This window comes from Streptomyces sp. NPDC041122 (assembly GCF_055592445.1).
The window spans coordinates 89461-114445 of the sequence record NZ_JBVIYQ010000001.1; the positions used below are offsets into that span (position 1 = coordinate 89461).

A 24985-nucleotide genomic window follows, 5' to 3' on the forward strand; every position below is an offset into this window, starting at 1 on the left:
CGAGGCCCTACGCCCCGTAGAACCGCTCCTCCACCACCGCGCGCGCCCGCCGCGTGATCCGCCGGTAGTCGTCCAGCATGTCGCCGACGTGGCCCGCGTCGTACCCCAAGTACCGCCCGACGGCGGCGAGTTCACGGCCGTCGGAGGGGAACGTGTCGCCCGCGCGGCCGCGCACCAGCATCACCGCGTTGCGCACGCGCGTGGCGAGGACCCACGCCTCGTCGAGGATCGCGGCGTCCTCCGTCGGGATCAGCTCCGCCGCGCGGGCCGCCGCCAGCGCCTCGCGGGTGCGGGTGGTGCGCAGTCCGGGCTCCGCCCAGCCGTGCTGCAACTGCAGCAGCTGAACGGTCCATTCGACGTCCGAGAGGCCGCCGCGGCCCAGCTTGGCGTGCAGCGTCGGGTCCGCGCCGCGCGGCATCCGCTCCGCCTCCATGCGCGCCTTGAGGCGGCGGATCTCCCGGACCGCGTCCTCGCCGAGGCCCTCCGCCGGGTAGCGCAGAGGGTCGACGAGGTCGATGAACGCGCGGCCCAGTTCCTCGTCGCCCGCGACCGGTTCGGCCCGCAGCAGCGCCTGCGACTCCCAGACGAGGGACCAGCGGCGGTAGTACGCCGCGTAACTGCCCAGGGTGCGCACCAGCGGGCCGCTCCTGCCCTCCGGGCGCAGATCCGCGTCGATGAGCAACGGCGGGTCGGCGGAGGGAATCTGAAGCAGCCGGCGCATCTCGGAGACCACCTTGGCCGCCGCCTTCGCCGCCTCCTGCTCGTCGGCGCCCTCGCGCGGCTCGTGCACGAACAGCACGTCCGCGTCCGAGCCGTAGCTCAGCTCGTGGCCGCCGAAGCGGCCCATGCCGATGACCGCGAACCGGGTGGGCAGTGTGTCGCCCCAGCCCTCGCGGACGACCGCGCGCAGGGTGCCGGCGAGGGTCGCGGCCGTCAGGTTCGTCACCGCGTCGCCCACCCGGTCGACGAGCGTGCCGGGGTCGGCCTCGGCGGGGCTCTCCTCGGTGCCGTACGAGCCGATGATGTCGCCCGCGGTGGTGCGGAACAGCTCGCGGCGGCGCACGCCGCGCGCCGCCGTCACGGCGTGCTCGGCGCCGTCCGCGCGGCGCACCGCGGCCAGGACCTCCTGGTCCAGGGCCGCGCGGCCGCGGGGTTCGAGGCCGCGGGCGTCGCCGAGCAGGGCGACCGCCTCGGGGGCGCGCAGCAGCAGGTCGGGGGCGAGGCGTCCGGCGGACAGGACGCGGGCGAGGTTCTCGGCGGCGGCGCCCTCGTCGCGCAGCAGCCGCAGGTACCAGGGGGTCTTGCCCAGCGCGTCGGAGACCTTGCGGAAGCCGAGGAGGCCGGCGTCGGGGTCGGCGGAGTCCGCGAACCAGCCGAGCAGCACCGGCAGCAGGGTGCGCTGGATGGCCGCCTTGCGGGAGACGCCGGAGGCGAGCGCCTCCAGGTGGCGCAGCGCCGCGCTGGGGTCGGCGTAGCCGAGCGCGACGAGCCGCTCGCGGGCGGCCTCCGTGCTCAACCGTGCCTCTCCCGGGGCGAGTTGGGCGACGGCGTCGAGCAGCGGCCGGTAGAAGAGCTTCTCGTGCAGGCGGCGCACCACGGAGGTGTGCCGCCTCCAGGCCCGGCCGAGCTCGGTGATCGGCTCGGTGCGCATCCCCAGGGAGCGGCCGATGCGCCGCAGGTCCGCGTCGCCCTCCGGCACGAGGTGGGTGCGGCGCAACTTGTAGAGCTGGATACGGTGTTCGAGGGAGCGCAGGAAGCGGTACGCGTCGTCGAGCTGGGCGGCGTCCACGCGCCCCACGTAGCCGCCCGTGCCGAGCGCGTGCAGCGCCACCAGCGTCGATCCGCTGCGGATCGAGGGGTCGCTGCGCCCGTGCACCAACTGGAGCATCTGCACGGCGAATTCGACGTCCCGCAGCCCGCCCGGCCCGAGCTTCAGCTCCCGGTCGACCTCGCCCGCCGGGATGTTCTCGACCACCCTGCGGCGCATCTTCTGCACGTCGGGCACGAAGTTCTCGCGCTCGGCGGCGTGCCAGACGAGCGGGGCGAGCGTGGCGACGTACTCCTCGCCGAGCGCGAGGTCGCCGGCGACCGGGCGGGCCTTGAGCAGCGCCTGGAACTCCCAGGTCTTGGCCCAGCGCTGGTAGTACGCGAGGTGGCTGGAGAGGGTGCGCACCAGCGGGCCGTTCCTGCCCTCGGGGCGGAGGTTGGCGTCGACGGGCCAGATGGTGCCCTCGATGTTCGTCTCCGAGCAGATCCGCATCATGTGCGAGGCGAGCCGGGTGGCGGCGCGCAGCGCCTTGTCCTCGTCGGTGGCGTCGGTGCCGTCGGCGGCCTCGGCGACGAAGATGACGTCGACGTCGGAGACGTAGTTGAGCTCGTGGCCGCCGCACTTGCCCATCGCGATGACGGCGAGCCGGCACTGCGCGGCGTCGTCGGGGGCGTCCGCGCGGGCCATGGCGAGCGCCGCCCGCAGCGTCGCCGTCGCGAGGTCGGCGAGCTCGGCGGCGGCCTCGGCGACGTCCGTGGTGCCGCACACGTCGCGCGCGGCGATGGAGAGCAGGCAGCGGCGGTAGGCGACGCGCAGCGAGGCGGGGTCGGTGGCGTCGGACAGGCCCCGCTCGAACTCGGCCACGCCGGGGTGCAGATCGGCCGACTCGTAGGTGACGAGGGCCCGCCAGTCGCGGGGGTGCCTGGCCAGGTGGTCGGCGAGCGCCTCGGACGCGCCGAGCACGCCGAGGAGGCGGTCGCGCAGCGGCTTGGCGGTGACGAGGGTGTCGAGCAGCTCCCGCCGGCTGAGGTCGTCCTCCTGCCCCTCCACGAGGCGGACCAGGCCGAGCAGCGCCAGGTCGGGGTCGGCGGTGGCGCCGAGGGCGTCCAGGAGCAGCGGGTCGTCGCGTACGGTGCTGAGCGCGGGGTCGTCGAGGAACCGCTCCGCGGCGGACGGGTCGGTGAAGCCGTGCCGCAGCAGCCGGGTGAACGTGCTGCTCCGTCGTCCTTGCGGCACTGTCATGCCGATCCTCCGTTCGATCACTCCTCGGCCCGAGCCTACGGCCTGACCGATGAACTCGGCGCACGTGCGGAGTCCGTCTTGGGGCAGGAGTATCCGAAGAAGCGTCGGAAGGGACGGATCATGCCGAGCGAAGAGCCCCGTACGGAACTGGACGACAGGTACAGCAGCGCGGGAGCGGAAGCGACGCCGTGGCCGGCGGCCCTCGCCCGGCTCGAAGCCGCCGAGCTGTTCTGGATCTCGACGGTACGGCCCGACGGGCGCCCCCACGTCACACCGCTGCCCGCGGTGTGGGAGAACGGCGCCCTGCACTTCGCGACGGGCCCCGAGGAGCGCAAGGCCCGCAATCTGGCCGTCAACCCGGAGACCGTCCTCACCACGGGCGTCAACCTCTGGGACAAGGGCTTCGACCTGGTCGTCGAGGGCACGGCGGTGCGGGTCACCGACGAGGCCGCGCTGCGGGGCGTGGCGGCGGCCTGGGAGGAGAAGTACGGCAGCTTCTGGCACTACGAGGTACGGGACGGCGGCTTCCACCACGGCGGCGGCTACGCCCACGTCTTCGCGGTGGCACCGCGCACGGTGTTCGGTTTCGGCAAGGGCGAGCCGTTCAGCCAGACGCGGTGGCGGTTCGACGGCGGGCCGGCCGGAGGTTCCGCGTGACACCCCGCGAGGAGCGCTGACAGGGGCCCGCGCCCCTGCTGTACTGCGCCCCATGGAATACACACTCGAAGTGATCCCCCTGCCGGTCGCCGACATCGACCGGTCGATGGAGTTCTACCGCGACAAGGTGGGCTTCCACGTGGACGTCGACACGGAGGTCCTGGAGGGCATGCGCATCGTCCAGCTGACCCCGCCGGGTTCGGGCTGCTCGATCGCCCTGGGCGACACGATCTGGGAGACGGTACGCGGCCCGCGCCCGGACCCCGGCTCCTACCAGGGCCTGCAACTGTGCGTGCCCGACGCCCAGGCGGCGTACGCCGAACTGGTCGCCCGCGGCCTGGACGTCACGGAACCGGTCGCCCTGGGCCCGCAGGACGGCGGCACGTTCATGTACTTCACGGACCCGGACGGCAACGGCTGGTCCATCCAGGAGTACCGGGTGCGGGCGGGGACGCCGCTGCGGGAGGCGATCGTGGCGAAGCCGTGAGGCGCGGCCGCCCGGGGCAGGCCGTGGGGCGCCCGCCCCGCTCCCCGGTCTCCCCCGCCCCTCACCCCCGGCGCCGGTCGCGCGGCATCGCGAGGGCCACCGAGGGGTAGGGCAGCGAGCGAGCGTCCGCGCCGGGGGGCCGCGCGGGTGCGGTCGTGGTCCCGGGCGGGGAGTCGTTCCTGTCCCGGGCGTCTCTGCGGCTGCGCGCCGACGCCTCGTGTCTGCGGTTCAGGCGCTCGGCCATGCGTTCCACCGCCTCATGGCGCCGCACGCGGACCCAGGCGCTCCGCCAGCGCTCCCACTCGACGCCGTCCGTCACGTCGCACACCCGCAGGAAGGCCAGGAACTGGGCGAGATCGAACACGGTCCTGCCCGCCAGCATCCGCAGCACCGTGCTGTGCGGCAGCTCCCCGTGACCGCCGGCCCGGCGCTCCATCTCGTCGGCGGACATCGCGCCCGCCTTGTAGTAGAGCTGCCGCAGCGCTTCGACGAGCTGGTCGCGGTCGTACACGCGGTCCGGCTTGGGCTCGCGCGCCCCTGGATTCCTGCGCCGGTGCTCGGCGTAGCGGGCGGCGCGCCACAGCCGCCGGGCCTGGCCGGCCGGGGCGTCGCAGGCCCGGGCGTACGCCTCGACCACCGGCAGCCGGGGTATCCGGTCCCCGCTCGTGGCGCGGGAGAAGGTGGTCGCGGAGAAGGCGTGCCCGGACTTCTCCGCCATCTCCCGATGGGTCAGCCCCGCCGCCCGCCGCCGCCCCCGCAGCCACTCCGCGAGGTCCTCGAGGCGGGGGTTGGCGGTGGAGATCGGCTGTTCCTGCCGTGCCATGGCGGTCCTCGGTCACAGCCCTTCGGGGGCGGGCGCGGACGCGGACGCGGGCTCGGCGGAGGCATCTCGCGCCAGCCGGGCGCCGATCAGTCCGCAGGTGGTCAGGACCTCGGCCACCACGACCACGGGCAGGCCGACGAGGGTGAGCGCGACGCCCAGAACCAGGACGACGATGACGACGACGGTCCGGTGAGTGTGCGGGCGGGCGTCCGCGGAACGGGTCGGAGGGCGGTGTGTGCGCATGGAGCACCTCGGGATCCTGTTGGGCCAACTGGGCGTCACCACGCCCCGGTTGGGACGATGGTGGCACTGGATCCGGGGCGGCTGCCGGGATTGATGCATCCCCGCCCCACTCCCGCGACTCCGACGGGACGCGGCGGCTTTCGGAGTCGCTCGCCCGCACGGCCTCACCTGCGCGAAGCCCCTGCGCCAGCACGCGTGTTCGACCCGGCGAGGAGAGTTGATGCACCTACCCCTGGCACGAGGGAAGGGGCCGCCGGTGGGCGGCCCCTTCCCTCGTGCGCGTACAGCGCCTACAGCACGTAAAGCGCCTACAGCACCGGCAGGTTCTTCCGCAGCTCGAAGGCCGTGACCTCGGAGCGGTACTCCTCCCACTCCTGTTTCTTGTTGCGCAAGAAGAAGTCGTACACGTGCTCGCCCAGCGTCTCCGCGACCAGTTCCGACTTCTCCATCAGGGCGATCGCCTCGCCCAGGTTCTGCGGGAGCGGCTCGATGCCGAGGGCGCGGCGTTCCGCGTCGCGCAGGGCCCATACGTCGTCGTCCGCGCCCGGCGGGAGCTCGTAGCCCTCCTCGATGCCCTTGAGGCCGGCGGCGAGCAGGACCGCGTAGGTGAGGTAGGGGTTGGCGCCGGAGTCGATGGAGCGGACCTCGACGCGGGCCGAGCCCGTCTTGCCCGGCTTGTACATCGGGACGCGGATCAGCGCGGAGCGGTTGTTGTGGCCCCAGCAGATGTACGAGGGGGCCTCGCCGCCCGCGCCCGCCGTGCGCTCGGAGCCGCCCCAGATGCGCTTGTAGGAGTTCACCCACTGGTTGGTGACCGCCGAGATCTCCGCGGCGTGCCGGAGCAGGCCCGCGATGAAGGAGCGGCCGACCTTGGAGAGCTGGTACTCGGCGCCCGACTCGTAGAACGCGTTGCGGTCGCCCTCGAAGAGGGAGAGGTGCGTGTGCATGCCCGAGCCCGGGTGCTCGGAGAACGGCTTCGGCATGAAGGTGGCCTGCACGCCCTGTTCGAGCGCGACCTGCTTCATGACCAGGCGGAACGTCATGATGTTGTCCGCCGTGGACAGCGCGTCCGCGTAGCGGAGGTCGATCTCCTGCTGGCCGGGCGCGCCCTCGTGGTGGCTGAACTCCACCGAGATGCCCATCGATTCGAGCATCGTGATGGCCTGGCGGCGGAAGTCCATGCCCACGTTCTGCGGGGTGTGGTCGAAGTAGCCGGAGTTGTCGGCGGGGGTGGGCCGCGAGCCGTCCAGCGGCTTGTCCTTCAGGAGGAAGAACTCGATCTCGGGGTGGGTGTAGAAGGTGAAGCCCAGGTCGGAGGTCTTGGCCAGGGCGCGCTTGAGGACGTAGCGCGGGTCCGCGAAGGACGGGGAGCCGTCCGGCATCAGGATGTCGCAGAACATCCGCGCCGTGCCCGGGGCCTCCGCACGCCAGGGCAGCACCTGGAACGTCGACGGGTCCGGCTTGGCGATCATGTCCGATTCGTACACCCGGGCGAAGCCCTCGATCGCCGAACCGTCGAAGCCGATGCCCTCGTCGAAGGCCTGTTCCAGCTCGGCCGGGGCCACGGCGACCGACTTCAGGAAGCCGAGGACGTCCGTGAACCACAGGCGTACGAACCGGATGTCGCGCTCCTCCAGCGTACGGAGCACGAATTCCTGCTGCTTGTCCATCTTCCGATTCCACCCATCCTTGCTGGTCAGGCCACCTTCACCCGCGTCCCGGAACGCTCGGGCACCCGAGCATCCCATTTCCCGGTTTCGAGCACGTTGCGGCGCGTGCCGCGGCGCTCGTGCCGCGGCGCGTGCGCCACGGACTCCCGCCCGCTCTCATACCGCTCGGCTTCCGCTCTGTGTCCGCGCTCCGCTTCCGCTCTCTTGTCTCCCTGTGCCCATAGTGCCTGCTGATCGGCCGCTCGGTAACAGCGGGCCGCCCACCCTTCCGATTCCGGCCCGCACACGCCACTCCTTCAGCTTGCATTCGCAAGCAAGTTTCCTTCGGTCGGCGCCGGACAAGGCGGACGCATCCCTGCATACACCGCCACCACCCCGCCGTCACCGAGTCCGAGGAGGCCCTGTGGCACCGCCCCTCCCCCGCATTACGATCAGCGCACCGTTCGTCGTCCGTCGTCCCGTCCGTCCCTGTCGCAGAAGGACACACCATGGGTTCCGCCAAGAACACGAGCAACGCCTCCCGCAAGGACCGGATAGAGGAGATGCGCCGGGCCGAGCGCGCACGCGACCGTCGGGGCCGGGCCCTGATGATCACCGTCAGCGCGGTCGTCGTCGCGGCGCTCGGCGTGGGTGGCTTCTTCCTCTTCTCCCGCGCCCTCGACGACGACTCGGGCGCGAAGGACGACGCGAAGGGCTGGCCGAAGTACAAGGTCACGTCGGACGGCGAGAAGGTGTGGGGCAAACTCGGTCGTACGCACGTGACGAAGACCGTGAACTACCCCATGACACCGCCCGTCGGCGGGGACCACAATCAGGTGTGGATGAACTGCAACGGCGACGTCTACAAGAAGCCGATCCCGGAGATGAACGCCGTGCACTCGCTGGAGCACGGAGCGGTGTGGGTCACCTACAACGACAAGGCCGCGCCCGCCGACCTGAAGAAGCTCGAGGCGAAGGTCCGGGCGACGCCCTACTCGTTGATGAGTCCCGTCCCGGACCAGAAGGATCCCGTCATGCTGAGCGCGTGGGCGCACCAGCGCACGGTCACCGGGGCGGACGACCCGAAGGTCAAGGAGTTCTTCTCCACGTACGTGCAGGGCAAGCAGACTCCGGAGCCGGGGGCTGCCTGCACCCAGGGGCTCGCTCAGTGATGTTCGTCGTGGGGGTGGGCGCTTGTACGGGTGTGGGTGCGGGTGCCGTTACGGGCTCGGGAGCGAAGTGAGGCGGGGCGAGAAGTGAGACGGCGTACCAACTGGATCGTCGGCTGCGTCGCGGCGGCGGCCGTCGCCGGGGGCGGCATCACGGCGGCCGTGGCCGCCACCGACTCCGACTCGGGCGGCACGCCCGCCCGTTCGTCCGCGGACGCGGGGTTCGCGCAGGACATGTCGATCCACCACCAGCAGGCCGTGGAGATGTCGTACATCGTGCGGGACCGCACCGACGACGTCGAGGTGCGGCGGCTCGCGTACGACATCGCTCAGACGCAGGCCAACCAGCGCGGGATGCTGCTCGGCTGGCTCGACCTGTGGCAGCTGCCGAAGGTCTCCGAGGGTGCGCCCATGGAGTGGATGGGCATGGGGGACATGCCGGCGGGGCAGGACGGGGCGTTGATGCCGGGGATGGCCACGGGGGCGGAGCTCAAGCGGCTGGGGAAGCTGAGCGGCGCGAAGGCGGAGGTCCTGTACCTGCAGCTGATGATCCGGCACCACCGGGGCGGGGTGCACATGGCTCAGGGGTGTGCGGAGCGGTGTGAGGTGTCGGCGGAGCGGCGGCTTGCGCGGGGGATGGTGGAGTCGCAGGAGTCGGAGATCTCGTTGATGACGACGATGCTGAAGGAGCGGGGCGCCAAGCGGTGACGCTGCGCTGGGCTTTAGCGGTGTCCCTGCGTCGGGGCGGTTCGCTGGGCTTGAGCGGTGCGTTGTGCCGGCGGGGCGCCTTGGGGGTCTGCGCCTTGGATTCACCTTGGGCGTCTGCGCCGCGGGTTCGTCTTGGGGTGCGGGGCCGTGGGGGTATGTGCGTACTCGCCATCCCTGCGGCGCTGCCTCGCGGACAATGTTGCTATTGCGGGCTCGGTGCTCCGTGCGCACATACCCCCACGCCCCCTCCCGAGCGTGGGCGGGTGCGGGCCTGGGGTCCGGCTTCTTGCGAACTCTCAGGCCAGGCGGTGGAGTTCCGATCGTTCCAGGCGGCCCCTCAGGCCCGCTCCGGATACGTAGCGTTCGACCTCCTCGACCGCGTACTCGCCCAGTCTTCGCACCTCGCTGCCCTGTGCGCCCGCGATGTGCGGGGTGACCAGGACGTTGGGGAGGTGGAGCAAGGGGTGGTCGGGGGGCAGGGGCTCGGGGTGCGTGACGTCCAGGAAGGCGTCCAGGCGGCCGTCCGCGCACTCGCGCGTCAGCGCCTCCGTGTCCAGGAGGGTGCCCCGGGCGGTGTTGATCACCGTGCCGTTGTCCGGGATGAGTTTGAGCATCTCCTCGCTCAGCAGGTTCTCCGTTTCGGGGAGTTGGGGTGCGTGGACGGTGACCACCGTGCTGCGGCGGCACAAGTCCGGGAGGTCCACCCGTTCCACGCCCAGTGCCGTTGCCTGCGCCTCGCTCACGTAGGGGTCCGTGAGCAGGATGTGGATGTTCGCGTCCCACGTCTTCAGGGCCGCGATCACCTTGCGGCCGATGCGTGAGGCGCCGATGACGCCGATCGTGCGGGCGTCGGCGCCGGTGCGTTCGGTGAACGGGGGCCAGCCCGCGCGGTAGCCGGCCGCCGTCGACAGCGCGCCCTTCGCCGCAAAGGTGATCGCCGCGAGCGTGAACGCCACCACCGGGTCCGCGTTGGCGTCCGCCGCCGAGGAGACGACGATGCCGCGGTCCCAGACCGCGTCCGTCACCATCGGCTTGACCGAGCCCGCGGCGTGGACGACGGCCCTCAGCCGGGGGGCGTGGGCCAGGACCTCCGAGGTCAGGGGCGGGCACTCCCAACCCGTGAGCAGGATCTCCGTCTCGGCGAGGGCCGCTCGGGCTTCCGGTGTCGTGAGCGAGCCCGAGAGGGGGGCCCGTCGCGTCAACTCGACTGCTCGCGTGAGGCGTTCGCGCAGGTCCTGAGGGAAGACGCGGTCCGCCACCGCCGCACCCATGGCCAGGGTCGCGGTCGGTGGGGCGCCGCCGGGGCGTTCTCGTCGATCCGTCCGCTCTGCCTGATCTGCCACGCGTGACCGTCCCTCGTAGTAACCGGTTACCAACCAGCGCCTGGAGGCTAGGACCAATCCGGGATCGTGGTCAAGAGAGGGGCAGGCAAGGGGGGTTGACCGGCGGCAGTAACCGCTTTAGATTCCGGGCACCTTATTCCGACGACGGAGGGGTTGCCGTGCCGACGGTGACGAAGGAACGGGCGGAAACCGAGGCGGTGAAGCCGCCCGGCAGGCGCGAGAGCGGGTCAAGTGGGGTGAAATCAGGGCGCGGTGAGCTGTGGAAACGGTTTCAGCGCACCCGTGTCCTGGTGCTGCTCATGGTGCCGGGGCTCGTGTACTTCCTGGTCTTCCACTACGGCGCCTTCGTCGCCAACGCGGTGGCGTTCAAGGAGTACGTCCCCTTCGACGGCCTGTGGGCCAGCCCCTGGGTGGGCACCGAGAACTTCTCGCGGATGTTCGGCGACCCGGACTTCTGGCACGCCACCTGGAACACCCTGCTCATCGCCGTGCTCCAGCTGGTGTTCTTCTTCCCCGCGCCGCTCGCCCTCGCGCTGCTCCTGCACAGCCTGAGCTCGGACCTGCTGCGCCGCTTCACGCAGTCCGTGATCTATCTGCCGCACTTCCTGTCGTGGGTCGTCGTGGTCGCGCTCTTCCAGCAAGTACTGAGTGACACAGGGTTGTTGAACACGTTCCTGAGCGACTCGGGGCTGCACACCGTCGACCTCATCGGCAATCCGGACGCGTACAAGCCGCTCGTCGTCATCGAGGTGATCTGGAAGGACGCCGGCTGGGGGACGATCATCTTCCTCGCCGCGCTCATGCAGGTCGACGAGCAGCTCTACGAGGCCTCGGCCATCGACGGGGCCGGGCCCTGGCGGCGCTTCTGGCACGTCACGCTGCCCAGCATCCGGCCCATCATCATCCTGCTGCTGATCATGCGGCTCGGCGACATCCTCTCCGTCGGCTTCGAACAGATGCTGCTCCAGCGGCAGTCGGTGGGCCCGGAGGTCGGCGAGGTCCTCGACACCTTCGTCTTCTGGCAGGGCATCGTCGGCGGCGACACCGGATACGCGGCGGCCGCCGGTCTGTTCAAGGGCGTCGTCGGCGCGGCGCTCGTCTTCACCGCCAACCGGATCGCCCACCGGCTCGGCGAACAGGGGGTCTACAAGTGAGTACCGGTCAGGTCCTGAGGCCCGCCTGGATGGAGAAGCCGCGGTTCGCCACCCGGGCCGCCAAGGCGGTCGCGGTGACGGTCGTCCTCGCGCTCGTACTGATCCCGTTCCTCGTCATCGTCTCGACGTCGCTCGCCTCCAACCGGGAGGTCGTGGACAACGGCGGCTGGGTGCTGTGGCCGGGCGATCCGACCCTGCGCGCGTACCGCACCATCCTCGACGGCGGCATCGTCACCAAGGCGCTCGGCGTCAGCGTCGGGCTCACCGTCGTGGGCACCCTCTTCTCGCTGGCGTGCACCACCTTCCTCGCGTACGCCCTGGCCCGCCCCGGCGTCTTCGGCGGCAAGCCGGTGCTGCTGCTCATCCTCTTCACGTTCCTCTTCCCGCCCGGCATGATCCCGGCGTTCCTGCTGGTCAAGGGCATGGGGATGATGGACACCTATGCGGCCCTGATAGCCCCGGTGCTGATCAACGTCTTCAACCTGATCGTGCTGCGCGGCTTCTTCCAGGGGATACCCGAGGAGCTCTACGAGGCGGCGCGGCTCGACGGCGCCGGTGACTGGGTCATCCTGTGGCGCGTCGTGCTGCCGCTCTCGAAGGCGGCGCTCGCCGTGGTCTCCCTCTTCTACGCGGTGAGCTACTGGAACGCCTGGTTCCATGCCTCGATCTACATGGAGTCCGGCCACTGGCCCCTCTCGCAGGTCCTGCGCACGTACGTCATCGGCGGCTCCCAGATCGCCGACACCGGCCTGAGCGAGGCCGGCATGGTCTCCGCCCCGCAGACGACGCAGATGGCCGTCCTGGTGATCGCGACCGTGCCGATCCTGCTCGTCTACCCCTTCCTGCAGAAGTACTTCACCAAGGGTGTGCTCACCGGCGCCATCAAGAGCTGATCCCGCAACAAGAGCTGATCTCTCGAATCGTCGTCCAGAAGGGCTCCTTCACGTGTCCGGTTCCTCGATGTCGCGGCGCACGCTGCTCCGCTCCATAGCCGTCGGCGGCGCCGCGCTCGCCGCCCCGTCCGTCCTGACCGCCTGCTCCACCGACTCCAGCGGCGGCGGCAACGTCTCCAACGCGGGCAAGAAGGTGACGCCCTGGCCGGCGTACGTACCGGCCGAGGGGCCCGCCCCCGACCTCGCCCCGACCACCGAGGGCGTGCAGCCCGGGTACACGAAGTACCCGGAGAAGCTGGTGCGGTCGTCGGCCGAGAAGCCGGGCACCGGCAAGCAGAAGATCCGGGTCATGACCATCACCTACGGCACCCCGCCGAAGCCGGTCGGCCGCAACAAGTACTGGCAGGCCGTCAACGAGGCCCTGGGCGTCGAGGTCGAGTTCACCGTCGTGCCGGACGCGGACTTCCGCGCGAAGATGTCGACGCTGATGTCCGGCGACGACCTGCCCGACATGATCAACTTCGGCGGCGGGTACGTCCTCCCGCGCGAGTCGCAGTTCGTGAAGGCGCGGTGCGCCGACCTGAGCGACCACTTGTCGGGCGACGCGGTGAAGGACTACCCCAACCTTGCCAACATCCCCACGTACGCGTGGGAGGGCATGGGCCGCATCGCCGGCCGCATCTACGGGCTGCCGATCGAGCGCGCCAAGGTGCAGGGCGCGATGTTCGTCAACCGCGAGGCGTTCGACGACGCCGGGTACCGGCCGGGCATGTCCGCGCCCGACTTCCGGACGATGGCCAAGGAGGCCTCGCGGAGCAAGAAGTCCGCGCTCGGCGCGTCCACCGTCGGGTTCTACGGCTACCTCTACCACGCGATGTGGCACGGCGCGCCGAACCAGTGGCAGATCAAGAACGGCAAGGCCACCGACATGTACGGCACCGATGCGTTCAAGGCGGCCCTTGAGTACATGGCCGCGCTGCGCAAGGACGGCTCGTACAACCCCGACGCGACTTCCATCTCCCAGGTCGACCTCAAGACCCAGTTCTACAACGGCACCGTCCGCTCGATGACCGACGGCTGGGGCGCCGTCATCTCCAACGCCCAAGGCATCAAGGACGAGTTCACCCTGGATGTCGCCGAGCCGTACACCGTCGACGGCAGCACGCCGGTCTACCAGCAAAACCGCGGCTGCTTCGGCTACACCGTCATCAAGAAGGCCTCCAAGGACCGCGTCCAGCTGATGCTGCGGTTGCTCAACTGGCTCGCCTCTCCCTTCGGTTCGAAGGAGTACGAGCTGATGCACTACGGCGTCGAGGGCACCCACTTCACGTACAACAAGGACGGCGACCCGGTCGCCACCGCGGCCGGCCTGATCGACTCCAAGACCAATCTGCCCTTCCCCTATCTGATGGACGCGCCGCAGCCGCTGTACTTCCCCGGCTTCCCCGACCTCACGAAGCGGCTGCACGCGTGGGAGAAGAAGGTCGTCCCGCTCCTCGTGCCGGACGACCACTGGGGCCTGATGTCGGAGACGTACAACCGGCAGGGCGCCACGATGCAGCAGGTCATCGAGGACGGCGTGACGGCGATCGTCTCCGGCCGCAAGAAGCTCTCCGACTGGGACGGCGTCTACGCGAAGTGGCGGTCGCAGGGCGGCAAGCGGGCCGCGGAGGAGTTCCTCGCGGAGTACGAGGCCGCGCACTGACCCGGGGGCCGGGCGCGCGATGATGGTCCGGGGCGGGCTGCCGTGAGGGCAACTCCGCCCCGGGACCGGCGGGTTGGCCGCCGGTCGGTGTTCAGGCCAGGGAGACACAGTGGGTGAGCGGGTCACCATCCGCGAGGTGGCCGCACGCGCGGGCGTCTCGGTAGCGACCGTCTCGCGGGTCCTCGCGGGCAACTACCCGACGTCCACGGCGTCGCGCGCCAAGGTGCTGCGCGCGGTCAAGGATCTCGACTACGTCGCCAACGCGCACGCGCGCGCGCTGGCGGGCGCGGGCCGCAAGACGATCGCGGTGCTCATGTACGACGTGGTGGGGGCGTTCTACGCGCAGGTCGCGCAGGGCGTGGAGGTGGAGGCCGCGCAGCGGGGCCGGCTCACGCTGGTCGCGTCCACGGGCAGTGATCCGGCGCGGGAGCTCGCGCTGGTGCAGATGATGCGGGAACAGGCCGCGGAGGCCGTGATGCTGGTGGGCGGCGCCGTCCAGGACGACGAGTACCGGCGGCGGATGGCCCGTTACGCGGAGGCGCTCGCCGCGGCGGGCTCCCGGCTCGTGCTCTGCGGACGCCCGGCGCCGACGCCCGACATGCCGGCGCTGGTCGTCGAGTACGACAACGAGGCGGGCGCCCACGCCGTCACCAGCCATCTGCTGGGCGCGGGCCACCGCAGGATCGCGCTGCTCGGCTACGAGCCGGGCAACACGACCGGCGAGGACCGTCTCGCCGGCTTCCTCAGGGCCCTGGACGACCACGGGGTGCCCCGGTCCGAGGCGGTCCTGCACGGCACCGGCTTCGGTCAGAACCACGGCTACCGGGCGATGCGGGAACTCCTCGCCGCGGCGGACGGGAAGCCGGGGTTCACGGCGGTCTTCGCGGGCGACGACCGCGCCGCGGCGGCGGCGATCATCGCGCTGCGGGAGTACGGGATGCGGGTCCCCGAGGACATGTCGGTGGTCGGCTACAACGACGACCCGGTCGCGGCGGACATCACGCCCGGTCTGACGACCGTGCACATCCCCGCCGAGGAGATGGGCCGCACGGCGGTACGCCGCGCCCTGGCGGGCACGACGAGGACGGGCCAGGAACGCCACGTGCTGGGGACGCACATCGTGATCAGGGAGAGCGTACGCAGGGCCGCGCCCGCGACGTGACATGACATGACGTGGGGGGCGCGCGGGCCTGGTCCTCAGGTCCGGGCCTACGGCTGGGCGTGGTGTGCGAGCCATCGGCTCACCTTGTCGAGGTATCCGGGCACGAGCGCGGCCGAGTCCCCTGCCTGCAGACGGTGGTCGCCGCCCGGGAGCACCTCCACGGTCAGGGGGGCACGGTGAAGGCGGGCCGGGTGGCAGGCGGCCTCGGCGAAGACACGGACGCTGGCGGCGACCGGGACCATCGGATCCGCACCACCGAACAGGGCCAGCTGCGGGCAGCGCAGCCGGAGCAGGTCCGGGGCCGGGTCGTGGTCCTGCTTCCGCTTCAGGAAGGACCACAGGCGTGCGTCCACGTCGCCCCAGTAGGCGGCCAGTCCGGGCGGCGCTCCCGCGTCGTCGACGAGGCGTTGCGCCGTGGCGAAGTCGGCGTCGCGTCGGCCTGCTTCCGTCAGCTGGTCGTACAGGGCCAGGGTGCTGCGGACCGCGGGGTGCCCGTCGCCGTGCAGGCCTTTCAGGTGGTTGGCGAGGGCGTGGCGTTCCTGCTCGGCGGGGCTCACACCCGGGCAGCTGTTGGTGACCACCCACGGCAAGTCGTCCCGCTCCGCAGAGGCACGCAGAGCGACCCAGCCGCCCTCGCTGTGCCCGAAGAGCCCCGCACCTCGGGGCCGGACCTCGGGCCGCGCGCGGAGGAAGTCCAGCGCGGCGCCCGCGTCGGCCGCCAGATCGTCGATGGTCGCCGAGCGCCAGTCACCGGATGACCGGCCGACACCCCGTTTGTCGTACGAGAGCACGGCGAATCCGGCGTCTACGAGGTGCCGCTGGATCGGCGGGAAGTACGTGCCGTTGTCCCGGTCGGTCGGCCCGGACCCGCCGACCAGCACCACGCCACCGCTCGGCTCGGCCTCGGCCGGCACGCGCAGTGAACCGGCCAGCTCTATCGCCCCGTTGGCGAACGTGACGTCCCGCGCTCTCCCGCTTCTCATGAGCTCAGTCTCATGGTTCTGGGCGGACCTCGTCCGGCCGATCCGGAAGCCCGCTCGTCCGGAACAGAGCCTTCCGGACGCGACGCAACGCTCAGCGGGAACCACTCGCGCCGAGCACCGCCGCCGCGACGTCCGCGGGACGGTCCCGCATCACGAGGTGCCCCGAAGGCCTCACCAGCAGGAACCTTCCCCCAAGGTCCCGGGCCAGCCCCTTCTGGAGGTCCACCCAGCGTTCCGCCCGCCGGCCCCCCGCGTCCGCGTCCGCGGCAAGCACCGTCACCGGTGCCCCGCCGGGCAAGGGTGCCCTCTTCCGCAGCGCCGCGAGCTCCCGCGCCACGTCCCCGTATGTCATGTACTCCATGAGCGCCGCCCGCCACACCCGGCTGCTCCCGTACAGCCACGCCCACGGCGTCGGCGCCGCCAGCCGGCGCAGGGTGGGCCCCACCGCACGCGGCACCCCCACCGCCCCCAGAAACGTCCCGCACGCGCGCGTGCCCGCCACCCGCACCCCGCGCGGGAGACGCATCCGCGAGACGCGTCTCCTCAGCCGTCCCGGCGACCCACCGGGCGCCACACTGGAGTCCACCAGCACCAGCCCCGCCGTACGCCCCGGGTACCACCGCGCGAACGCCTCCGCGTGGAACCCGGCGAGCGAGTGCCCGACCACCGTCGCCCGCTCCCCGCCGCGCCCGGCCCCGTCGAGCACCCCGTCAAGGACCGCCAGGATCCGTTCCGTCTCGCCCCGCAACGTGGGCGCCACGCGCGCGTGCCCGCTGAGTCCCAGGCCCGGCCGGTCGAAGCGGACCACCGTCCGGTGCGGGGCCAGCAGCTCGACCACCGGGTCCCAGTCGAACCAGCCGAGCCCCAGCCCCACGCTCAGCACGCACACCGGCCCGCTCCCCACCACCTCCACGTGGTGCGGCACTCCCCCGACGCGTACGAAGGTCACTCCCGCCGCGCTCCCGAAGAGGGCTCCTCCGCGACGGCCGCCGTCAGCACCGACCACGCAAGGACCACCAGCCACACCGCGATGCACAGCACCTGGAGCCGCTGCCCGATCCCGAGCCCCCAGGTCCCCCACCCCGCCTCGAACGCCGCGACGGACGTCAGCGTCCAGCACGTGGCGGCCAGTTCGAGCACGACGACACCCGGGCCGAGACGGGCCAGCGCGCACCGCGCGGACGAGGTGCCCCCGCCCCGCCGCGCGGCCACCGTGAGCAGCACCATGGCGGCCAGCGCCACCGTGACCGCGAGGCCGCTGCTGACCACGTGCGCGGAGTGGGTCCACGGGACGGCGCCCGCCCCCTCCCGCGCGACGCAGCCGGCGTCGGCGGTCGGCGGACAGCTCAGCGGCAGCCGCGAGTCGGCCGCGGTGGCGGCGCCGAACAGCGCGAGGGCGGCCCAGCCCGCCGCGGACCACCGCCCCGCGCGCGGGAGCCACTTCAGCGCGCCGAGCGCCGCCGCGAGGACCAGGAGCCCCGCCAGGAGGTCCGCGCCGCGGTAGAAGGCCCCGTACGGCTGGTCGGCTGCGGCGAGTTCACTGACGTACGAGGTGCGCGGCGAGAGCCCCGTCGGCAGGAACGTCTCGGTGAGCCAGGTGCTGTAGGCGAGGGCGCCGGCCAGGAGCAGGGCGGCGAGGACGAGCGCGGGGGCCGGGGCGGGACGCGGGCCGCGCGGCAGCCCTCGCCCCCGCCCCGCTCGCCACGGTTGCTGTGGGGCCATGGGCGCGGCTGCCGTCGTCGAAGGGGAGACCGGGGAGGAGGCCGTCGGGGAGGCCGGGGCGGAGAACGGGTCAGAGATACTTTTCAGGCGCATGTGCCGACCGATGTTCGGGGTGGATCCAGCTGGGTTTCCGGTACGTGAGGAAGGCCGCGGGGGCCAGGACGCCGAGCGCGAGGAGGCCGCCGCCGACGATCAGCAGGTAGCGCCACAGGGGCCCCTCGCCGAACTGGTCGGGCGGCACGAAGCCGATGGCCAGCGCGATGAGCGAGGCGACGAAGCCGACGCCGGCGACAGCGGTCACGGCGGGCACCACGAAGCCGCGCGGCACCTCCGGCTGCTCCTTCCGCAGCCGTACGACGGCCACGAACATCAGCAGGTACGCGATGAGGTAGATCTGCACGGTGATGACCGAGAACATCCAGTAGGCACTGGAGACGTCGGAGCTGAAGGCGTAGAGGACGCCGATCAGGGTCGTCACGACACCCTGCGCGACCATGATGTTCCGGGGGACGCCCGCCTTGTTGAACTTCTGCAGGACGGGCGGCAGATAGCCCTCCTGCCGCGCCAGCGTCACCAGCCCCTTGGCGGGCCCGGCGAGCCAGGTCAGCATGCCGCCGAGCGCGGCCATCACGAGCATGACGCCGACGACCTTCGTCAGCCAGCCGACGTGGAAGTGGTCGAAGAAGGCCTGGAAGGCCTGCATCAGGCCGGCGGTGAGGCTGAGCTCCTCGGACGGCATGACCCAGCTGATGGCCAGGGCCGGAAGGATGAAGATCAGCAGGACGAGGCCGGTGGCGAGGAAGATCGAGCGCGGGTACTCGGAGCGCGGGTGGCGCAGCGACGACACATGGACGCCGTTCATCTCCATGCCCGCGTAGGAGAGGAAGTTGTTGACGATGAGGACCAGGCTGGCGAGGCCGGTCCACGGGGGCAGCCAGTGGCCGGTGTCCATGGGGGCCGCGGACGGATTGCCCTGCCCCAGGAAGAGGAGCCCGAGGACGACGAGGACGACGCCGGGGACGAGGGTGCCGATGACGAGACCGAGGGAGGAGAGACCGGCGACGGTTCTGGTCCCGCGGCAGGTGATCCAGACGCCCGTCCAGTAGATGACGACGATGACGAGCGCCACGTAGGGGCCGTTCTCGGCGAGGTCCGGATGGATGACGTAGGCGAACGTGGAGGCGACGTAGGCGAGCAGGCTCGGGTAGTACGCGATGGTCATGGCGAACTGGCACCACACGGCGACGAACCCGAGCGGCCTGCCCAGCGCCTCGCTCACCCAGCGGTAGATGCCGCCGGACCACCCGGAGGCGAGTTCGGCGCCGACGAGCGCGGTGGGCAGCAGGAAGGCCACGGCGGGCAGCAGGTAGAGGAAGACCGCCGCGAGGCCGTAGATGGCCATCGAGGGCGACGGGCGCAGGCTCGCCACGGAGGCGGTGGTCATGAGGGCGAGCGTCAGCCAGGAGATGAACTGCCGCGGGACGGCAGGGTCCGGCTCCGGGAGGGTCCCTTCACGGATTCGCACCGGTTCGTCCTGACTCGTCATGCGCTCATGATCGTCGGAGTGCCGGGGGCCCGCATGTCGCCGGATACCCACTGGGGGTAGGGTTCGCCGCATGGCGAGGACGCGGAGCCGCACGGGGTACGGGCAGTTGCTGCTGCTCGCCGCGCTGCTCTTCGGGATCGTGACGATGCATACGCTGGGGCATCCCTCGGGCGGTCACGAGGGTGCTCCCCCTGCGGCCGGTTCGCCGATGCCGATGGGGCGGCACGGGGGTGCGGCACCCGCCGCGCACGACGTCGCCTCCGCCGCCGGGCACGACGCGGGCGGCGTCCACCTCGGTGACCGTCAGGGCCTCAGTGACCTCGGTGAGCGCGGCGGCCCGGTCACGGTGACGGCCGCGTCCGACCCCGCGCCGCACGGCGGAATGACCATGGATCCGCTGTCCGTGTGTCTGGCGGTGCTCGGCGCCTTCACGCTCCTCCTGCTCGTACGGGCCGGGCTGTTGCGCCCGGGTGGAACGTTCGCCCAGTTGCCCGCGCCCCGGCGGATCCGGCACGCCCTGCGGCCCGACCCGCCGCCGCGCATACTCCTCGCCCACCTGTCGGTGCTGCGCATTTAGGCCCGCGCACCGGCTGCTCCGTGCTGCCCGCGGAAGTTCGTGGGGTCCCGACGGGAGCCCGCGGGCGTCGAGCGGTGCACCGGGAGCAGCAGATGCGTCCGTCCGCACGCACCACCACGACGAGGTGTCACCAGCCATGCCAGTTCCGCCCTTCATGCCAGTTCCGCGCGGCGAAGAAGCCACCCGCGCTCCGCACACCCCCGCACGCCGCGCCCTGCTCGGCGCCGCGGCGGCCGCCGCCGGGGCCGGGCTCCTGACGGCCTGTTCCGACTCCGGCCCGGCCGGCGGCTCCGGCGGGCACCACGGCCGGGGCGGCGCGCCCGGCCCCGAGGGCTATGTGGACCCCGCGGGCCCGGAGGTCGCGGCGGCCGAGAAGAGGCGCGACCGGGGCGGCCGGGTCCACGAGGTGCGGCTGACGGCCGTGGAGACGGGGCTCGACCTGGGCGGCCCCGAGGTCAGGAGCTGGGCGTACGGGGACCGGCTCCCCGGCAGGGAGGTCCGTGTCACCGCGGGCGACACCCTCGCCCTCACCCTCGCCAACCACCTCCCCCAGGCCACCTCCCTGCACTGGCACGGCATCGCCCTGCGCAACGACATGGACGGCGTCCCCGGCCTCACCCAGAAGAGCATCGCCCCCGGCGCGGACTTCACCTACCGCTTCGCGGTGCCGCACCCGGGGACGTACTGGTTCCATCCGCACTCCGGCACCCAGCAGGACCGCGGCCTGTACGCCCCGTTGATCGTCGAGGACCCGAGGGAACCGCTGCGGTACGACAAGGAGTGGGTGGTCGTCCTGGACGACTGGGTCGACGGGGTGGCCGGTTCGACCCCGGACGGCGTCCTCGCGGAGCTCAGCGGCGGCATGCCGGGCCATGACATGGGCGGCGGGCACGGGGGAGGTCACGGCGGCCACGGCGGCGGCCACGGCATGTCGAACATGTCCCGGCGGACCGCGCCCTCCCCCGGTTCGCCCGCGCCGTCCCGTCCGTCGGGGCCGGCCGGGCCCTCCCGGATGATGATGGGCGCCCGGAGCGAGCTGCTGGGCGGTGACGCGGGCGACGTCGCCCATCCGCACCACCTGATCAACGGCCGTACGGCGACGGCGCCTTCACAGTTCCGCGCCCGCCCCGGCGACCGCATCCGGCTGCGCGTCATCAACGCCGGCGGCGACACGGCCTACCGCGTGGCGCTGGGCGGCCACGAGATGACGGTGACGCACACGGACGGCTCCCCCGTGCGGCACGCGACGACGGACGCGCTGCTGCTCGGCATGGGCGAGCGGTACGACGTCCTGGTCACCGCCGAGGACGGCGTCTTCCCACTGATCGCGTCGGCCGAGGGCAAGAAGGCGGTGGCGCTCGCGGTGCTGCGCACGGGCGGCGGCCGCGCGCCCACGGCGTCGACCCGCCCCGCCGAGCTGCGGGGCCGGCTCCTGACGGCGGACAAACTCCGGGCGCACGCCTCGGTCGCCCTCCCCGCCCGCCGGCCCGACCGCACGATCAGGCTCCGGCTGACGGGCGGCGTGGCCGCGTACGACTGGGCGTTCGACGGGAAGCCCTACTCCCCCGACCGGCGCCACCCCGTCCGCGCGGGCGAGCAGGTCCGCCTCACCTTCACCAACGCGACGACGATGTGGCACCCCGTCCATCTGCACGGCCACACCTTCGCTCTGGCCGGGGCGGCGGACGGGCCCCGCAAGGACACCGCGATCATCCTGCCGAACGGCACCCTGTCGGTGGACTTCGACGCGGACAATCCGGGCCAGTGGATGATCCACTGCCACAACGTCTACCACGCGGAGGCAGGCATGATGACGGTGCTCGGCTACCGCGGGTAGCCCCCGGCCGGCCGGTGCGGGGGCACACGGCGCGTGGCGCCCCCGCACCGGCCGGCCAGGCGGGACAGCCCCGGCGCGGGCATCCGGACCCCCGCGGCGGACCTCGCGCGGCCCACCCCCTCCCCGGACCTCACAAGGCCCCCGTTCAGCCGCCCCGCCACCGTCCCGTCAGGCATAGTGTCGCTCTGACGATTACACTGGCCGCGTGCCTCAACTACGCCTCGCTCTGAATCAGATCGACTCGACCGTCGGCGATCTCACCGGGAACGCCGAGGCGATCGTCCGCTGGACCCGGCACTCCGCCGAGCAGGGGGCGCATCTCGTCGCGTTCCCCGAGATGGCGCTGACCGGCTACCCCGTCGAGGACCTCGCCCTGCGTTCGTCCTTCGTCCACGCCTCGCGGCAGGCGCTGCGCGCGCTCGCCGGGCGGCTGCGGGACGAGGGGTTCGGGGAGGTGCCGGTCGTCGTCGGCTACCTCGACCGCACCGAGGAGGCCAAACCGAAGTTCGGCCAGCCGGCCGGCGCCCCGCGCAACGCGGGAGCCGTCCTGCACCGCGGCGAGGCCGTCCTGACCTACTCCAAGCACCACCTCCCCAACTACGGCGTCTTCGACGAGTTCCGCTACTTCGTGCCGGGCGAGACGCTGCCGGTACTGCGGGTGCACGGCGTGGACGTCGCGCTCGCCATCTGCGAGGACCTCTGGCAGGACGGCGGCCGGGTCCCGGCGGCCCGCAGCGCCGGGGCGGGGCTGCTGCTCTCCATCAACGCCTCGCCGTACGAGCAGAACAAGGACGACCAGCGGCTCGAGCTCGTCCGCAAGCGGGCCCAGGAGGCCGGCTGCACCACCGCGTACCTCGCGATGACCGGCGGGCAGGACGAGCTGGTCTTCGACGGCGACTCGATCGTCGTCGACAAGGACGGCGAAGTCGTCGCGCGGGCCCCGCAGTTCTCCGAGGGGTGCGTCGTGCTCGACCTGGAGCTGCCGGCCGCCGCGCCCGAGCCGCCCGCCGGGGTCGTCGACGACGGGCTGCGCATCGAGCACGTCACCGTGTCCGACGCGCCGCTGCCCGCGTACGGCGCGGAGCTCACCGGCGGGTACGCCGAGCGGCTCGACGACGCGGAGGAGGTGTACTCGGCGCTGGTCGTGGGGCTGCGCGCGTACGCCGTGAAGAACGGATTCAGCAGCGTCCTGATCGGCCTGTCCGGCGGCATCGACTCGGCGCTCACCGCCGCCATCGCGTGCGACGCGCTCGGCGCGCGGCACGTGTACGGCGTCGCCATGCCGTCCCGCTACTCCTCCGAGCACTCCATCAGCGACGCGGAGGAGCTGGCCCGGCGCACGGGCCTGAACTTCCGCACCGTGCCGATCGCGCCGATGTTCGACGCGTACATGGGCTCGCTCGGACTCACCGGCCTCGCCGAGGAGAACCTGCAGTCGCGGCTGCGCGGCACCCTGCTGATGGCGCTCTCCAACCAGGAGGGGCACATCGTGCTCGCGCCGGGCAACAAGTCCGAGCTCGCGGTGGGGTACTCGACGCTGTACGGCGACTCCGTCGGCGCGTACGGCCCGATCAAGGACGTCTACAAGTCGGCGGTCTTCCGGCTCGCGAAGTGGCGCAACCGCGCGGCCCAGGAGCGGGGGCAGACGCCGCCGATCCCGGAGAACTCCATCAGCAAGCCGCCGAGCGCCGAGCTCCGCCCCGACCAGGTCGACACGGACTCGCTCCCCGACTACCCGGTCCTGGACGCGATCCTGGAGCTCTACGTCGACCGCGACCAGGGCGCCGACGCGATCGTGGCCGCGGGCCACGACCGGGAGCTCGTCACCAGGACGTTGCGGATGGTGGACACGGCCGAGTACAAGCGGCGCCAGTACCCGCCGGGGACGAAGATCTCCCCGAAGGGCTTCGGCAAGGACCGCCGTCTGCCGATCACCAACCGCTGGCGCGAGTCCGCCTCCGGCTGAGGGTGGGCGGCTTTCCGAGCCGCCCACCCGTTTGCCCCGCACCGCACGGGGCTGTAGGGGCGTCGATGTCAGTGGTGGGCCGGCTGGCGCCGCTCCGACGATGAGGCCACCACGCGCTCCGCACCCGGCACGGGCCCCCTCCGCAGGTCCACCGCGTACGCCAGGCCCGCCACCGCGAGGCCGAGGACCGCGAGGAGGGCGCCGGTCACCGCCGGCGACGTCACGCCGAAGCCCGCCGCGAGGGCGAGGCCGCCGATCCAGGCGCCACCGGCGTTGGCGAGGTTGAACGCGCCCTGGTTGGCGGACGAGGCCAGCGAGGGGGCCGCCGAGGCCTTCTCCATGACCATGAGCTGGAGCGGCGAGCCCGTGGTGAACGCCGCCATGCCGAGCAGCACGACGCCGACCGCCGCGCTCCACCCCGCGCCCATGAGCAGCGGGAAGAAGGCCAGGACCACGGCGAGCGAGATCAGGCCGCCGAAGAGCGTGCCGCGCAGGGAGTGGTCGGCGAGGCGCCCGCCCAGCAGGTTGCCCGCCGTCGCGCCCACGCCGAACAGCGCGAGGAGCAGGGTGACGCTGGACTCGGCGTAGCCCGCCGCGTCGGTCAGCATCGGCGTGATGTAGCTGTACGCGGAGAAGAGCGCGCCGAAGCCCGCGACCGTGGTGCCGAGCGCCAGCCACACCGGGGCGCTGCGCAGCGCCCGCAGCTCGCCGCGCAGGCCGACCGCGTCGCCGTGCCCGTGGTCCGCGGGCACCAGCAGGGCGAGCGCGGCGATGGCCGCGAGCCCGATGGCGCTCACCGCGAGGAACGTGGCGCGCCAGCCGAGCTGCTGCCCCATGGCCGTGGCCACCGGGACGCCCACGATGTTGGCGACGGTCAGGCCGAGGAACATCAGGGAGACCGAGCGGGCCTTGCGCTCCGGCCCGACGAGTCCGGTGGCGACGACCGCGCCGACGCCGAAGAAGGCGCCGTGCGGCAGCCCGCTGAGGAAGCGCGCGGCCATCAGGAGGTGGTAGTCGGGGGCGGCCGCGGACAGCGCGTTGCCGACGACGAAGAGCACCATCAGGCCGATGAGGACGCGGCGGCGCGGGAGGCGTGCGCTGACGGCGGCGAGCAGCGGGGCGCCGATGACCACGCCCAGCGCGTACGCGGAGACCAGGTGACCGGCGGTGGGGATGGATATGTGCAGGTCGTCGGCGACGTTGGGCAGCAGGCCCATCATCACGAACTCGGTCGTGCCGATGCCGAAGGCGCCCACGGCGAGGGCGAGCAGGGCCAGGGGCATGAAGAAGTACCTTCCACGGAGAACAGGGGGGTGTACGGAGAGCGGGACATCCGTAAGTTCACGTACGG

At 72.2% G+C, this 24985-nt stretch carries 21 protein-coding genes; 11 read left to right on the forward strand and 10 right to left on the reverse strand.

What is annotated here, in order from left to right:
* Nucleotides 1-7 precede the first annotated feature (7 nt).
* Nucleotides 8-3010: a bifunctional [glutamine synthetase] adenylyltransferase/[glutamine synthetase]-adenylyl-L-tyrosine phosphorylase gene (locus tag ACZ6B8_RS00390; protein ID WP_471605821.1), complete on the reverse strand. Its 3003-nt coding sequence runs from the start codon at nt 3008-3010 to the stop codon at nt 8-10.
* Nucleotides 3011-3130: 120 nt separating this feature from the next.
* Here ACZ6B8_RS00390 and ACZ6B8_RS00395 point away from each other — a divergent pair, with 120 nt between their 5' ends.
* Together ACZ6B8_RS00395 and ACZ6B8_RS00400 are read left to right on the forward strand one after the other, a co-directional pair.
* Complete coding sequence (locus ACZ6B8_RS00395) at nt 3131-3667, forward strand: pyridoxamine 5'-phosphate oxidase family protein (RefSeq protein ID WP_471605822.1); 537 nt, start codon at nt 3131-3133, stop codon at nt 3665-3667.
* 52 nt (nt 3668-3719) lie between these two features.
* Complete coding sequence (locus ACZ6B8_RS00400) at nt 3720-4154, forward strand: VOC family protein (protein ID WP_471605823.1); 435 nt, start codon at nt 3720-3722, stop codon at nt 4152-4154.
* A gap of 61 nt (nt 4155-4215) precedes the next feature.
* Here ACZ6B8_RS00400 and ACZ6B8_RS00405 read toward each other — a convergent pair whose 3' ends face one another.
* From ACZ6B8_RS00405 to ACZ6B8_RS00415, 3 genes are all read right to left on the reverse strand, one after another.
* Nucleotides 4216-4977, reverse strand: a complete 762-nt coding sequence (locus tag ACZ6B8_RS00405) for a helix-turn-helix domain-containing protein (RefSeq protein ID WP_471605824.1) — start codon at nt 4975-4977, stop codon at nt 4216-4218.
* A gap of 12 nt (nt 4978-4989) precedes the next feature.
* The gene (locus ACZ6B8_RS00410; RefSeq protein ID WP_471074974.1) at nt 4990-5220 is read right to left on the reverse strand and encodes a hypothetical protein; all 231 of its coding nucleotides are present in this window, start codon (nt 5218-5220) and stop codon (nt 4990-4992) included.
* A 308-nt stretch (nt 5221-5528) separates the two neighbouring features.
* Nucleotides 5529-6890, reverse strand: a complete 1362-nt coding sequence (locus tag ACZ6B8_RS00415) for a glutamine synthetase family protein (RefSeq protein ID WP_355817577.1) — start codon at nt 6888-6890, stop codon at nt 5529-5531.
* Nucleotides 6891-7378: 488 nt separating this feature from the next.
* Here ACZ6B8_RS00415 and ACZ6B8_RS00420 point away from each other — a divergent pair, with 488 nt between their 5' ends.
* Nucleotides 7379-8041 carry a DUF3105 domain-containing protein gene (locus tag ACZ6B8_RS00420; protein ID WP_471074971.1) on the forward strand — a complete coding sequence of 221 codons (663 nt, stop codon included), beginning with the start codon at nt 7379-7381 and terminating at the stop codon, nt 8039-8041.
* An 84-nt stretch (nt 8042-8125) separates the two neighbouring features.
* Nucleotides 8126-8746: a DUF305 domain-containing protein gene (locus ACZ6B8_RS00425; protein ID WP_471605825.1), complete on the forward strand. Its 621-nt coding sequence runs from the start codon at nt 8126-8128 to the stop codon at nt 8744-8746.
* 296 nt (nt 8747-9042) lie between these two features.
* Here ACZ6B8_RS00425 and ACZ6B8_RS00430 read toward each other — a convergent pair whose 3' ends face one another.
* Complete coding sequence (locus tag ACZ6B8_RS00430) at nt 9043-10017, reverse strand: hydroxyacid dehydrogenase (RefSeq protein ID WP_471076453.1); 975 nt, start codon at nt 10015-10017, stop codon at nt 9043-9045.
* Nucleotides 10018-10388: 371 nt separating this feature from the next.
* Here ACZ6B8_RS00430 and ACZ6B8_RS00435 point away from each other — a divergent pair, with 371 nt between their 5' ends.
* The 4 genes from ACZ6B8_RS00435 (at nt 10389) to ACZ6B8_RS00450 (ending at nt 15003) form a co-directional block, all read left to right on the forward strand.
* Nucleotides 10389-11243: an ABC transporter permease gene (locus tag ACZ6B8_RS00435; RefSeq protein ID WP_471076450.1), complete on the forward strand. Its 855-nt coding sequence runs from the start codon at nt 10389-10391 to the stop codon at nt 11241-11243.
* A gap of 29 nt (nt 11244-11272) precedes the next feature.
* Nucleotides 11273-12136 (forward strand): carbohydrate ABC transporter permease, encoded by an 864-nt coding sequence (locus ACZ6B8_RS00440; protein WP_471606432.1) that lies wholly within the window; start codon nt 11273-11275, stop codon nt 12134-12136.
* 52 nt (nt 12137-12188) lie between these two features.
* Nucleotides 12189-13841: an extracellular solute-binding protein gene (locus tag ACZ6B8_RS00445; protein WP_471605826.1), complete on the forward strand. Its 1653-nt coding sequence runs from the start codon at nt 12189-12191 to the stop codon at nt 13839-13841.
* A 109-nt stretch (nt 13842-13950) separates the two neighbouring features.
* Nucleotides 13951-15003, forward strand: a complete 1053-nt coding sequence (locus ACZ6B8_RS00450; RefSeq protein ID WP_471605827.1) for a LacI family DNA-binding transcriptional regulator — start codon at nt 13951-13953, stop codon at nt 15001-15003.
* 47 nt (nt 15004-15050) lie between these two features.
* Here the strand turns inward: ACZ6B8_RS00450 and ACZ6B8_RS00455 are convergent, their stop codons facing one another.
* The 4 genes from ACZ6B8_RS00455 to ACZ6B8_RS00470 form a co-directional block, all read right to left on the reverse strand.
* Nucleotides 15051-15986 (reverse strand): alpha/beta hydrolase family protein, encoded by a 936-nt coding sequence (locus ACZ6B8_RS00455; protein ID WP_471605828.1) that lies wholly within the window; start codon nt 15984-15986, stop codon nt 15051-15053.
* A 91-nt stretch (nt 15987-16077) separates the two neighbouring features.
* Complete coding sequence (locus ACZ6B8_RS00460) at nt 16078-16935, reverse strand: alpha/beta fold hydrolase (protein ID WP_471605829.1); 858 nt, start codon at nt 16933-16935, stop codon at nt 16078-16080.
* A complete protein-coding gene (locus tag ACZ6B8_RS00465; RefSeq protein ID WP_471605830.1) occupies nt 16932-17708 on the reverse strand; it encodes a DUF998 domain-containing protein in 777 nt (258 codons plus the stop codon). Before ACZ6B8_RS00465 ends, ACZ6B8_RS00460 begins: the two co-directional genes overlap by 4 nt.
* A gap of 70 nt (nt 17709-17778) precedes the next feature.
* Nucleotides 17779-19254, reverse strand: a complete 1476-nt coding sequence (locus ACZ6B8_RS00470) for an APC family permease (protein ID WP_471605831.1) — start codon at nt 19252-19254, stop codon at nt 17779-17781.
* Nucleotides 19255-19324: 70 nt separating this feature from the next.
* On the opposite strand from ACZ6B8_RS00470, the gene ACZ6B8_RS00475 reads away from it, so the two are divergent.
* The 3 genes from ACZ6B8_RS00475 to ACZ6B8_RS00485 all read left to right on the forward strand — a co-directional run bounded on the left by ACZ6B8_RS00475 (nt 19325) and on the right by ACZ6B8_RS00485 (nt 23634).
* Nucleotides 19325-19831, forward strand: a complete 507-nt coding sequence (locus ACZ6B8_RS00475) for a hypothetical protein (RefSeq protein ID WP_471605832.1) — start codon at nt 19325-19327, stop codon at nt 19829-19831.
* A gap of 154 nt (nt 19832-19985) precedes the next feature.
* Nucleotides 19986-21668 (forward strand): multicopper oxidase family protein, encoded by a 1683-nt coding sequence (locus tag ACZ6B8_RS00480; RefSeq protein WP_471606433.1) that lies wholly within the window; start codon nt 19986-19988, stop codon nt 21666-21668.
* A 205-nt stretch (nt 21669-21873) separates the two neighbouring features.
* A complete protein-coding gene (locus tag ACZ6B8_RS00485; RefSeq protein ID WP_471605833.1) occupies nt 21874-23634 on the forward strand; it encodes an NAD+ synthase in 1761 nt (586 codons plus the stop codon).
* 68 nt (nt 23635-23702) lie between these two features.
* Here the strand turns inward: ACZ6B8_RS00485 and ACZ6B8_RS00490 are convergent, their stop codons facing one another.
* On the reverse strand, nt 23703-24917 hold the full coding sequence (locus ACZ6B8_RS00490) for an MFS transporter (RefSeq protein WP_471605834.1): 1215 nt from the start codon (nt 24915-24917) through the stop codon (nt 23703-23705).
* Between the last annotated feature and the right edge of the window lie 68 nt (nt 24918-24985).

What these genes read in the sequence shown, in the direction of transcription:
- ACZ6B8_RS00465 (WP_471605830.1), bottom strand. Translation starts at nt 17,708, where the DNA reads ATGGCCCCACAGCAACCGTGGCGAGCGGGGCGGGGGCGAGGGCTGCCG.
- ACZ6B8_RS00435 (WP_471076450.1), top strand. Translation starts at nt 10,389, where the DNA reads ATGGTGCCGGGGCTCGTGTACTTCCTGGTCTTCCACTACGGCGCCTTC.
- ACZ6B8_RS00395 (WP_471605822.1), top strand. Translation starts at nt 3,131, where the DNA reads ATGCCGAGCGAAGAGCCCCGTACGGAACTGGACGACAGGTACAGCAGC.
- ACZ6B8_RS00420 (WP_471074971.1), top strand. Translation starts at nt 7,379, where the DNA reads ATGGGTTCCGCCAAGAACACGAGCAACGCCTCCCGCAAGGACCGGATA.
- ACZ6B8_RS00410 (WP_471074974.1), bottom strand. Translation starts at nt 5,220, where the DNA reads ATGCGCACACACCGCCCTCCGACCCGTTCCGCGGACGCCCGCCCGCAC.
- ACZ6B8_RS00430 (WP_471076453.1), bottom strand. Translation starts at nt 10,017, where the DNA reads ATGGGTGCGGCGGTGGCGGACCGCGTCTTCCCTCAGGACCTGCGCGAA.
- ACZ6B8_RS00405 (WP_471605824.1), bottom strand. Translation starts at nt 4,977, where the DNA reads ATGGCACGGCAGGAACAGCCGATCTCCACCGCCAACCCCCGCCTCGAG.
- ACZ6B8_RS00490 (WP_471605834.1), bottom strand. Translation starts at nt 24,917, where the DNA reads ATGCCCCTGGCCCTGCTCGCCCTCGCCGTGGGCGCCTTCGGCATCGGC.
- ACZ6B8_RS00455 (WP_471605828.1), bottom strand. Translation starts at nt 15,986, where the DNA reads ATGAGAAGCGGGAGAGCGCGGGACGTCACGTTCGCCAACGGGGCGATA.
- ACZ6B8_RS00390 (WP_471605821.1), bottom strand. Translation starts at nt 3,010, where the DNA reads ATGACAGTGCCGCAAGGACGACGGAGCAGCACGTTCACCCGGCTGCTG.
- ACZ6B8_RS00480 (WP_471606433.1), top strand. Translation starts at nt 19,986, where the DNA reads ATGCCAGTTCCGCGCGGCGAAGAAGCCACCCGCGCTCCGCACACCCCC.
- ACZ6B8_RS00475 (WP_471605832.1), top strand. Translation starts at nt 19,325, where the DNA reads ATGGCGAGGACGCGGAGCCGCACGGGGTACGGGCAGTTGCTGCTGCTC.
- ACZ6B8_RS00400 (WP_471605823.1), top strand. Translation starts at nt 3,720, where the DNA reads ATGGAATACACACTCGAAGTGATCCCCCTGCCGGTCGCCGACATCGAC.
- ACZ6B8_RS00470 (WP_471605831.1), bottom strand. Translation starts at nt 19,254, where the DNA reads ATGACGAGTCAGGACGAACCGGTGCGAATCCGTGAAGGGACCCTCCCG.
- ACZ6B8_RS00440 (WP_471606432.1), top strand. Translation starts at nt 11,273, where the DNA reads ATGGAGAAGCCGCGGTTCGCCACCCGGGCCGCCAAGGCGGTCGCGGTG.
- ACZ6B8_RS00415 (WP_355817577.1), bottom strand. Translation starts at nt 6,890, where the DNA reads ATGGACAAGCAGCAGGAATTCGTGCTCCGTACGCTGGAGGAGCGCGAC.